Origin of the sequence: Brevundimonas sp., assembly GCF_016463485.1 — a bacterium.
Lineage (GTDB): Bacteria > Pseudomonadota > Alphaproteobacteria > Caulobacterales > Caulobacteraceae > Brevundimonas.
In genome coordinates, this window is the sequence record NZ_JAEMRD010000032.1 from 19,042 (window position 1) to 27,351 (window position 8,310).

The following is an 8,310-nucleotide window of genomic DNA, read 5'->3' on the forward strand; positions in this document are numbered from 1 at the left end:
TCCAGCCCTTCCCTCGTTACGGCCGTCAATCTGTCCGGACGCCGACGGTGCATTCGACGAGCAGGTTCCGCCGAGCCAAGGGTCGGTAGTCGTGGAGCACCCACCCTTCATTTCCACCGACCATTCTGACCCGCAGCCAGAGAACTGAAACACCTTGGCGACCTCGCAAGGACAGGCGCAGATCGAGCTGGTCTCCTGCGCTCAGACCTTGCACCTCATCCTCCGTGCTGCCCTGGCGGGCACCGGGCTCATACGGCGCGGGACTTCTGCCGAAAGTTACCCATCGCCTCAGACAATCCTCCTGGCTGCTGGACAGTTTTTCAGATTCCGACAGTGCAGCGAGCGAGGTCGATTTGAGAGGCCCGACCGGCGTTGTCAGTCCGGCCTGGGCAAACGCCTCGCTGATTTCGGCGGAAGTGTCGGTGGATGGATCACGTTTGCCATCCGGAAGTGATGTTTCCAGCGCAATGCGTCGCCCATTTAGCAGTATCTCGGCCTGGCTTAGCGGACGCACGGCAACAGCCTCTCCCGCAGCAACCTTTCCCAGATGGGCTGCAGCCGCGGACTCCATCGATATTCGGTCTAGGATAGCTCGCTCGGTTCTGCCCGCGGCGGCCAGGTATCCGCGCAGGGAAACAGCGAGCGCAGTCCCAAGTGTCACGAGGGCGAAGGCGAACGAAACCGCCAGCAATGCCACATAACCTTCGCGAGACCGGGCACGTGCAGAAACTTTATTCGCGCGGCGCTTCAACAGGCATGCCCAGCCGTCGGAGGCGACGGACCATGTCATCACTTACTGCATCAACGTCGGACCGCGCCCGCACCACAGTGGGACGCAGGAACATGACCAGTTCCGTTTGCCGGCGATTGTCGTCCCGGGTCCTGAACGCGGCGCCCAGGACCGGAATACGATCAAGGTAGGGAATGCCTGTGTCCCCAACCGATCGGGCGGATCGAAGCAGGCCGCCCAGGACGATCAACTGTCCATCTTCGACCTGGACCCGGGTGCTCACCTTGCGCTGCTGAATGGTCGGCGAATCGATGTCCGAACTGGTCGTTCCGGCCACCTCACTGACTTCCTGTTCGATCTGGATAAACATTCGTCCGCTCTCGCTGACGCGAGGTGTGACCGACAGCACCACGCCCGTGTCGCGATAGTCCACGCTGTTCACGACCCGACTGTCCTCGTTGAGGCCGACGGCGGACTGGGTGATGACAGGCACCTGGTCCCCGACATTCAAGGTCGCGCTCTCGTTGGACAGGACCAGCAGCCGGGGAGTGGAAATCAACTGGACATCCGTGACGGCCGACAGGGCGTTCAGGACGGCGCGAACGTCGGCATTGAAATAGCGAAGCGAAAAGCCCGGAAAACTTGACGCGGCCGCGTCGTCAGACCCTGACCCGAAACCGCCGGTCAGATCTCCGTCGTCGAAGAACCACTGGACCCCGTAGCGAATGCGGTCGTTGAGGGTGACCTCTGCGATCGTTGCCTCGATCAGCACCTGGGGTGGCGGAGCGTCCAGTTCGCGCACGATATCCAGAACGTTACGGTACTCGGCGTCATCCGCGAGAAGGATGATGGAGTTCGTCCGCGCGTCCGCCGTGATGCGAAGCGACGATCTTCCCCCCTGCCCGCTCTGGGACGGTTGGGGTCCGGAATCCGATGCGGCGGGTGTTTGGGCACCAGGACTTGCGGGCGCAGGCGGGGTCGCTCCGGCTAGTGGCGCGCGACCTTGCGCGGCTCCAGACCCCGCAGGCGATGAAGATGAACTGCCGCCACCGGTATCCAGGAGCACCGCAAGAGTCTGCACGAACTGCTCGGCTTCAAGATTGGAAAGGGCAATGGATCTGAGACGACGCAGGGCCGGCGGCGGTACGCGGTCGAATCGCTGGATCCACTCTGCCGCGCGGTCGAGGCCTGCTGCGGATCGGGCGATGACCAGAAGGCCGTTCAGCCGATCAAGCTCGACGATCTGGATCTGGCCGCCCAGCGGACCCTCGGCACCCCCCAGGACCAGACTGATCTCCCGGGCGATGTCAGCAGGGCTTGCGTAGCGCACCGGGAAGAACTGCAGGCTCTTGCCCTGGAACCAGTCCACATCGAGTGAGCGGGCCGTGCGGACCAGCGCGTTCACGGTGACCGGGTCGCCTGTGATGACAACCTGCTGTCGGGACGGTTCGGAGCGAATAACCGTTCCCTCGCCAGCCAGCGGCTCAAGCAGGCGCGCGATTTCGGCGGCTCCGACCTCGCGCGCCTGATAGATCACGGCGCCGGCACCGAGGGGCTGGGAGCCGTCGGTGAGGACGGGCGGGGCTGTCAGCCGGTGTGCCTGCGCTTCCGGCACGACCGCATACCCACGCCCCTCCGGCGAGAGCGCAGCTCCGACGCTTTTGAGCGCACGATTGAACGAGAAGAGAGCCTCGGCCTCGGTCATCCGCCCCGTCAGGCTGAAAGTCAGGGCACCCTGTACCGCGCTATCGACCCGGAAGGGCTTGCCGAGCGCCTGCCCCAGAACGCCATCGGCCACTGTCGCGACCGGAGCCTGATCGAACACCAGTCCGAACGAGCGCGTCGGAGACACCGGCACTATGGCCGGGCCCGGCGCGGGCGCGCCCTCTATGCGCCAGGACGTTGCGGCGTCGGTAGCGTCGGGTGTCGGGTCAGTCGGCGCCGGGGGCGCGAGATCATGCGGAGCGCGGCTCTGCGGTATTGTCGCATAGTCTGGCGTGATCGTTCGCGTTGCCTGGCAGGCCGAAACGGTGAGCGCGGACAGAAATACGCCGCCGAAAACAACGCGCCTCATTCGCTCGTTCCGAGAACGATATCACGCTTGAAGCCCGAGCCCCCCGCCTTGCCGTCCGCCCCCAGACTGATCAACCGGTAGTTGTCTCCTTGGGTCGCAGGCGGCTGATAGGCAATCGCCGCTCCCCACGGATCCTTCAACAGTGCCCGGTCGGACAGATAGGGCCCCGCCCACTCGCCGGCACCTTCGGGCGCGTCAAGGAGAGCCACCAGGCCTTCGGCGGCTGTGGGATACCTGGCCAGATCGGCAGAGTACATTTCCAGCGAGGCGGCGACGCTTTCCAGCTTCAGACGGGCCGAACGCGCCTTCGCGCGGTCCATCTGGCCGAGTGTCTGCGGAACGACGATGGCGCTGATCAGGCCGATGATAACCAGGACCACGAGCATCTCGGTCAAGGTGTATCCGGCGCGCGCTCTCGCGATTACGCCAATACCGTCATCTGAGACTTCACCCATGGTTATCTCCGCGAGTTTTCGCTACCTTAGCGAGCAATACAGGGAGGGGCCGTGATGAGTCTATGGTTCAAGGGCGGATGATCGCGAACGACGACTTCGATCTGCCCCCTCCCGTGCCCGCGCGAGCGGATCTGGGGGACGCTCTGGGCTTGACGGTCAACGCCATGGCTCGCGCTTCCCGGGCCAGTGAAAGCGCCGGCCAACCCTTGGCCGTCGCCCTCAGCCTTCTGGGGCTTGCGACCGAAGACCAAATCGCAACCGCCTGTGCCCGGCTGTACGGTGCGCCCGTCTGGCTTGCTGAGCAGGCGATTGATGTTGTTGAGACGCCGGCGCTAAGCCGCCGGTTCCTTCAGGATCGCTTTGGCGTCGCCATGGCCGATGAAGCAGGGGAGTTGGCGGTCGGCCTTGTCGATTCCGGCGACGAGACCGCGATCCAGGCCTTGCGCTTCGCGGCAGGACCGAATCTACGCATTCGAACCCTAACGCTGAGCGCCTGGCGAACGGCGCAGGGGCCGGGCGCAGCCGAAACCACCAGCCCGACCTCCCCTTTGACCCATGCCACGGCCACGTGGCTGGACGACGCGGAACGCCTCAAGGACAGCGCTCGGGACGCGCCCGTAGTGCGCATTTGGGAGCAGATCTTCGAGCGCGCCTTTCTGGTCAATGCCTCCGACGTCCATATCGAACAGAAGCTGGACCACACCCGCGTCCGCTTCCGCATCGACGGCGTCCTCCAGGATCAGGAGCGACTGGCGGTCGAGCTCGGGCCGGCCCTCATCGCGCGCGTCAAGGTTCTGTCCGACCTCGATGTCGCCGAACGCAGAGCTCCCCAGGACGGGCGCACGACGATCGCCGTGCGCGGCGTGCCGGTCGATGTGCGAATCTCTACAACCCCGACAGTGTTCGGCGAGTCCCTGGTCGTGCGTCTGCTGACCCGCCGCGACGTCGATTACTCACTCGAAAAGCTTGGCTTGAGGACGTCCGTGGCGGACCGACTGATCGCGCAACTGGGGCGGAGCCACGGCTTGCTTCTCGTAACTGGGCCGACCGGGAGCGGCAAGACCACGACGCTTTACGCGGCCCTGCGCAAGCTGGCATCCACGCGGAACAAGATCCTGACCATCGAGGATCCGGTCGAATACGTCTTCGAAGACATCCTTCAGAGCCAGGTCAACGAGGCGGCAGGCTTCACCTTCGCGACCGCTTTGCGCTCCTTTCTGCGCCACGACCCGGATGTCATCCTCGTCGGAGAGATCCGCGACGCCGAGACCGCACGCCTGGCGGTCCAGGCCAGCCTGACCGGCCACCTCGTTCTGGCGACGGTTCACACTAATGACGCCGCCACCACGCCCTCGCGCCTGATCGACATGGGGGTGGAGCGATATCTACTCGCTGACGCCCTGATCGGTGTCCTGGCCCAGCGTCTCTCGCCGCGACTGTGCGCTGTATGCTGTACGACCGGTCCCCTGTCCGTACTCGAGCGGCAGGATGTCGCGAGCGCGGGTCTGCCCGTCGTCTCATGTGATGTGGGACGCGCGGTCGGCTGCCCCGCCTGCGGCGACACGGGCCGCAAGGGACGCTGCGCGGTCAGCGAGATCATGGTGTGTGACGCCGAGGCCGGCGAGATCATCGGTCGCGGCGGCTCAGCGGCGGCCTTGCGGAGCCACCTGACAGCCCAGCAGGACTGGACGAGCCTGCGCGACGACGCGCTCGCTCAGTCCCTGGCCGGTGAACTGGACTGGTCGGATGCCTGGCGTGTTGCGGATCGATGAAGGCCTTCCACTACACCGCCCTAGACCCCGGCGGTCGGCGTCTTCGCGGGACCGGCTACGCCGCCCATGCCCAGGGCCTGCGCGACCAGTTGCTTGACGCCCGTATCAACCCGCTCACCATTCGCCCCGCGCTGTTCCAGGGGACCCGGCGTCTCAGCCTGACCGAGACGGAAGCCGCGCGCTTCGCGCGTGATCTTGCCCAACTGCTTTCGAGCGGTCTCGCGATCACCCAGGCCCTGACCCTGATCGCATCTCGCGAGACAGCGAGACTGGCCGCGATCGCCCGGGAGGTGCGAGCGCGCCTCGGCGCGGGTGAGCCCCTGTCGGTGGCACTGGGTGCAGCGGAAGGTCAACCGGCGCGGTTCCTCCAGGCGCTCGCTCGCGGCGGCGAGGCGTCGGGACGACAGACGGAGGTGCTGGCCGCCGGGGCGACCTCGCTGGCCGCCACCAGCGCCCTGAAACGCCGGATGATCACCCTGTCGGTCTATCCGGCCTTTGTGATCCTCGTCGCCTTCGGGTCGATCGCCATCTACGCCTATGCCGTCCTGCCGTCGCTGGAGCCGGCGTTCGAGAATTTTCAGGAAGTCCCGGCCCAGACCCGCGCTGTCCTCGTGTTCGGCGCCGTCGTGCGCGCGGCCGTACCCGTCGTCGCGCTTCTGGCTCTGGCGACAGGAGCGGGCCTGGCGGCGTCGTCCGAGTTCCGGCGTCTGATCCGCGACGGAATGGCCGCCGTATTGATGCGGGGCAAGCGATCGGCCCTGGCGGATTTCGTCTTCGCGGACCTGGCGTCGCGACTGGCCGTGATGCTGCAGGCGGGGGTGCCGCTGGCCGCCGCCTGGCGATTGGCCCGAGAACCGGTCTCCCTGACGTCCCTTTCACGCCGCCTCGAGGCCCAGGATCATCGGCTGATGGAGGGCGTCAGACTGTCGGAGGCCCTGGCTGCGACGCCGAATGTTCCCGCCGACCTGATCCACTATGTCAGCCTGGGCGAGCAGTCGGGTCAGGTCGCCAAGAGCCTGACCGACGCCGCAGCCGCGATCGGCGGCCGGGCCCAGGAGACGATCGAGCGCCTCCTGTCCATCGTCACCCCCGTGGTCATCATCGCGGTCGGGGGCATGGTCGGCCTCATCACCATGATGGTGTTCCAGGGCTTGCTGGCCGTGGGAGACGCGGTTGGCTGAGGTGAGTTCCAGAGCGGGCTACCTGACCATCGACGCCATGGTCGGGCTGACCATCACGACCCTGGCGGTCGGCGCCGCGGTATCCCTGGCCTCGCTCGCCGTCACGCGGATGGCCCAGGTACGGGACCGGCTCACGGCGGCCCGGATCGCCTCGGACATCTACGAAGACCTCTATGCCGGCCGCCGTCCGAAGGGACGCGGAGCCGGCGCCACGGAAGGACGACCATGGTCATATGTGATCGGCAGCGCCGATACGCACCAGAACCCGTCGGTGGCCCGCCACGGCTTCATCACCGTGGATCGCCGGACGCGGGAGGATCTGGTGCTGGAGGTCTATCTGCCGCCCGATCCGGCTATTCGGTCGTCGAACTGATGATCACCATGACCATCGCCTCGGTCATTCTGGTCGGCGTCACGGCCGGTTATTCCGCCCTGGCGCGAGCCTCGGGCCGACTGGCCCTGGCCCAGGCCGGGTTGGCCGATCGGCCCGAACCGCGTTGTCGCCCTCTGGAAACCGCCGGGCCCCGGGCCCAGTCGAAAGCCATCATCCACTATCGCTGCAGCCTTCCCGAACGCTGCGAGTACGATACGGTCAGCCAGTCATGTCGCACGACGACCTCACCCTCAGTCTGACGCCGGCCCCGGCCCCGGCCCCGACGATTGCGGACACGGTCGACGCCTCCGAGCCGCCCCGGCTGGAGGTCATGGCGCGCCTCATACGCCTGCCCACGCGGTCCCTGCGACAGGCGAGATCGATCGTGCGCATGCAGATTGACCGGCTGTCACCCCTGCCCATGGCCGAGGTCGTCTTCGACCTGGTCCTGATCCGCGCCGAGAGCACCGACACGCTCTACGGTCTCGGCATCATCCGAAAGGCCGCCCTGGCCGACCCGGCCCTGGCCGGGAAATCGACCGTCGAGGCCCATCGCACTGTCGAGGGTCACCCGCTGGTCTTCCGCTACCGCAGCCCCGACGCGGTCAACGCCTGGGAGCTGCGGTGGCTCAGGCATGCGCCGACCGCCGCCGTCCTGGTCCTGGGTCTGGCGGCCGTGATGTGGGCAGGCCAGGTCCGCAGCGACGCCTGGCGGGAACGCCGGCTGCCCCAGATCGCCGCCGCTCAACGCCATGCGGCACGGGCCGCGAGGGCTGCGGAACAACAGGGTCAGGCCCGCAGCGCCTGGCTCTCGCTGGACCGGGCCGACGCCGCGACGCGTCTGACCTGTGTTGTGACGGCGCTCCGGCCCGCCGCGACCGGGCAAGGCCTCCCGGTGACCACGATCCAGGCCGCGCCGGACCGGGTTGTCCTGACCGCCGCGACCGACCGGTACAGCAAGGCCCTGGCCGACGCCGGCGGCGGGGTCGTCCCGGCGGGACCGTCCCCCAGCGGGATCGTGGCGACCTTCACCAGCGAGACGTGCCGATGAACCGCCGGATCTGGCTCCCTCGCGTTGCTGCGGCCGTGCTTCTCACAGGCCTCGTCGGTTGCGCAGCCGCCGGCCTGGCGATTGCCGATGACCTTGCCGCCGTGGACAGCGCCAGGAGCAGACTTCCGGCCCCGACGCCGGTTCCATCGATCCCCTGGGCAAGGCCCCTCCCCGCGCTGCGGATTCGGCACGGCGAACCCCGTGCGGTCGTCGGTGAGTTTCTGAACGGCCAGCTCAGCCGGCTCGGGATCGAGGTCCTGACCCTGGAGAACCCGTCGGTTCGTCCCTTGGGCGAAGGCCTGAGACTGGTGGAGGTCACGGTCACCGGTCGCGGCGCGGCCGGGGCCCCGGAGGCGGTGGCCGCCTGGGCTGCGATGAATCATCAGGCTGTGCGGCTGAAATCGTTACAGGTTGCGTCCGACGCCGATGGCCGGGGTCGGATCACGATGAGCCTGCTGGTGGTCGTAGCGTGAAGGTGTCACGGACGGCTCTTCTCCAAGCCTGGGCCGGGGCTTGCGCCCTTGGGGTTGCGGGGCTGCTCTGGTATCCGGCGGGCGGCGGTGAGCCTGCCCCGCCGACGCCCGCGCCGGCCTATACGGGCCCCGAACGCATGAGGCCGCCGATCGACCCCGCGCCGACGGCGACCTTGATCATGGAAAGCGCCGAGCCTTCCC

General features: G+C 67.2%; 10 protein-coding genes. 7 read left to right on the top strand and 3 right to left on the bottom strand.

Going from position 1 to position 8,310, the window contains the following annotated elements; translation table 11 throughout:
* Positions 1-25: 25 nt before the first annotated feature.
* The 3 genes from JHC99_RS07030 to gspG are packed head-to-tail and all read right to left on the bottom strand — an operon-like array spanning position 26 to position 3,259.
* Entirely contained in the window at positions 26-751 is a 726-nt protein-coding gene (locus JHC99_RS07030) for a hypothetical protein (RefSeq protein WP_292152859.1), read from the bottom strand.
* Positions 732-2,804 (bottom strand): type II secretion system secretin GspD, encoded by a 2,073-nt coding sequence (gspD, locus tag JHC99_RS07035; protein ID WP_292152861.1) that lies wholly within the window; start codon positions 2,802-2,804, stop codon positions 732-734. The genes JHC99_RS07030 and gspD overlap by 20 nt, the downstream gene beginning before the upstream one ends.
* Positions 2,801-3,259: a type II secretion system major pseudopilin GspG gene (gspG, locus tag JHC99_RS07040; RefSeq protein ID WP_292152864.1), complete on the bottom strand. Its 459-nt coding sequence runs from the start codon at positions 3,257-3,259 to the stop codon at positions 2,801-2,803. Before gspG ends, gspD begins: the two co-directional genes overlap by 4 nt.
* A gap of 77 nt (positions 3,260-3,336) precedes the next feature.
* On the opposite strand from gspG, the gene JHC99_RS07045 reads away from it, so the two are divergent.
* The 7 genes from JHC99_RS07045 to JHC99_RS07075 form a co-directional block, all read left to right on the top strand.
* Positions 3,337-5,031, top strand: coding sequence for a GspE/PulE family protein (locus JHC99_RS07045; RefSeq protein WP_292152866.1), 1,695 nt, complete (start codon positions 3,337-3,339; stop codon positions 5,029-5,031).
* Positions 5,028-6,212: a type II secretion system F family protein gene (locus tag JHC99_RS07050; protein ID WP_292152869.1), complete on the top strand. Its 1,185-nt coding sequence runs from the start codon at positions 5,028-5,030 to the stop codon at positions 6,210-6,212. Before JHC99_RS07045 ends, JHC99_RS07050 begins: the two co-directional genes overlap by 4 nt.
* Position 6,213: 1 nt before the next feature.
* Complete coding sequence (locus JHC99_RS07055; protein ID WP_292152871.1) at positions 6,214-6,585, top strand: hypothetical protein; 372 nt, start codon at positions 6,214-6,216, stop codon at positions 6,583-6,585.
* 8 nt (positions 6,586-6,593) lie between these two features.
* Positions 6,594-6,845, top strand: coding sequence for a hypothetical protein (locus JHC99_RS07060; protein ID WP_292152876.1), 252 nt, complete (start codon positions 6,594-6,596; stop codon positions 6,843-6,845).
* A complete protein-coding gene (locus tag JHC99_RS07065) occupies positions 6,815-7,636 on the top strand; it encodes a hypothetical protein (protein WP_292152878.1) in 822 nt (273 codons plus the stop codon). The genes JHC99_RS07060 and JHC99_RS07065 overlap by 31 nt, the downstream gene beginning before the upstream one ends.
* Positions 7,633-8,109, top strand: a complete 477-nt coding sequence (locus tag JHC99_RS07070) for a hypothetical protein (protein WP_292152880.1) — start codon at positions 7,633-7,635, stop codon at positions 8,107-8,109. Before JHC99_RS07065 ends, JHC99_RS07070 begins: the two co-directional genes overlap by 4 nt.
* 2 nt (positions 8,110-8,111) lie before the next feature.
* Positions 8,112-8,310, top strand: a 199-nt coding sequence (locus JHC99_RS07075) for a hypothetical protein (protein ID WP_292152883.1), incomplete at its 3' end; no start/stop codon positions are given.

Bases quoted from the DNA above. Each gene is read 5' to 3' on its own strand.
- JHC99_RS07045 (WP_292152866.1), top strand. From the start codon at position 3,337: ATGATCGCGAACGACGACTTCGATCTGCCCCCTCCCGTGCCCGCGCGA.
- gspG (WP_292152864.1), bottom strand. From the start codon at position 3,259: ATGGGTGAAGTCTCAGATGACGGTATTGGCGTAATCGCGAGAGCGCGC.
- JHC99_RS07065 (WP_292152878.1), top strand. From the start codon at position 6,815: ATGTCGCACGACGACCTCACCCTCAGTCTGACGCCGGCCCCGGCCCCG.
- gspD (WP_292152861.1), bottom strand. From the start codon at position 2,804: ATGAGGCGCGTTGTTTTCGGCGGCGTATTTCTGTCCGCGCTCACCGTT.
- JHC99_RS07060 (WP_292152876.1), top strand. From the start codon at position 6,594: ATGACCATCGCCTCGGTCATTCTGGTCGGCGTCACGGCCGGTTATTCC.
- JHC99_RS07050 (WP_292152869.1), top strand. From the start codon at position 5,028: ATGAAGGCCTTCCACTACACCGCCCTAGACCCCGGCGGTCGGCGTCTT.
- JHC99_RS07070 (WP_292152880.1), top strand. From the start codon at position 7,633: ATGAACCGCCGGATCTGGCTCCCTCGCGTTGCTGCGGCCGTGCTTCTC.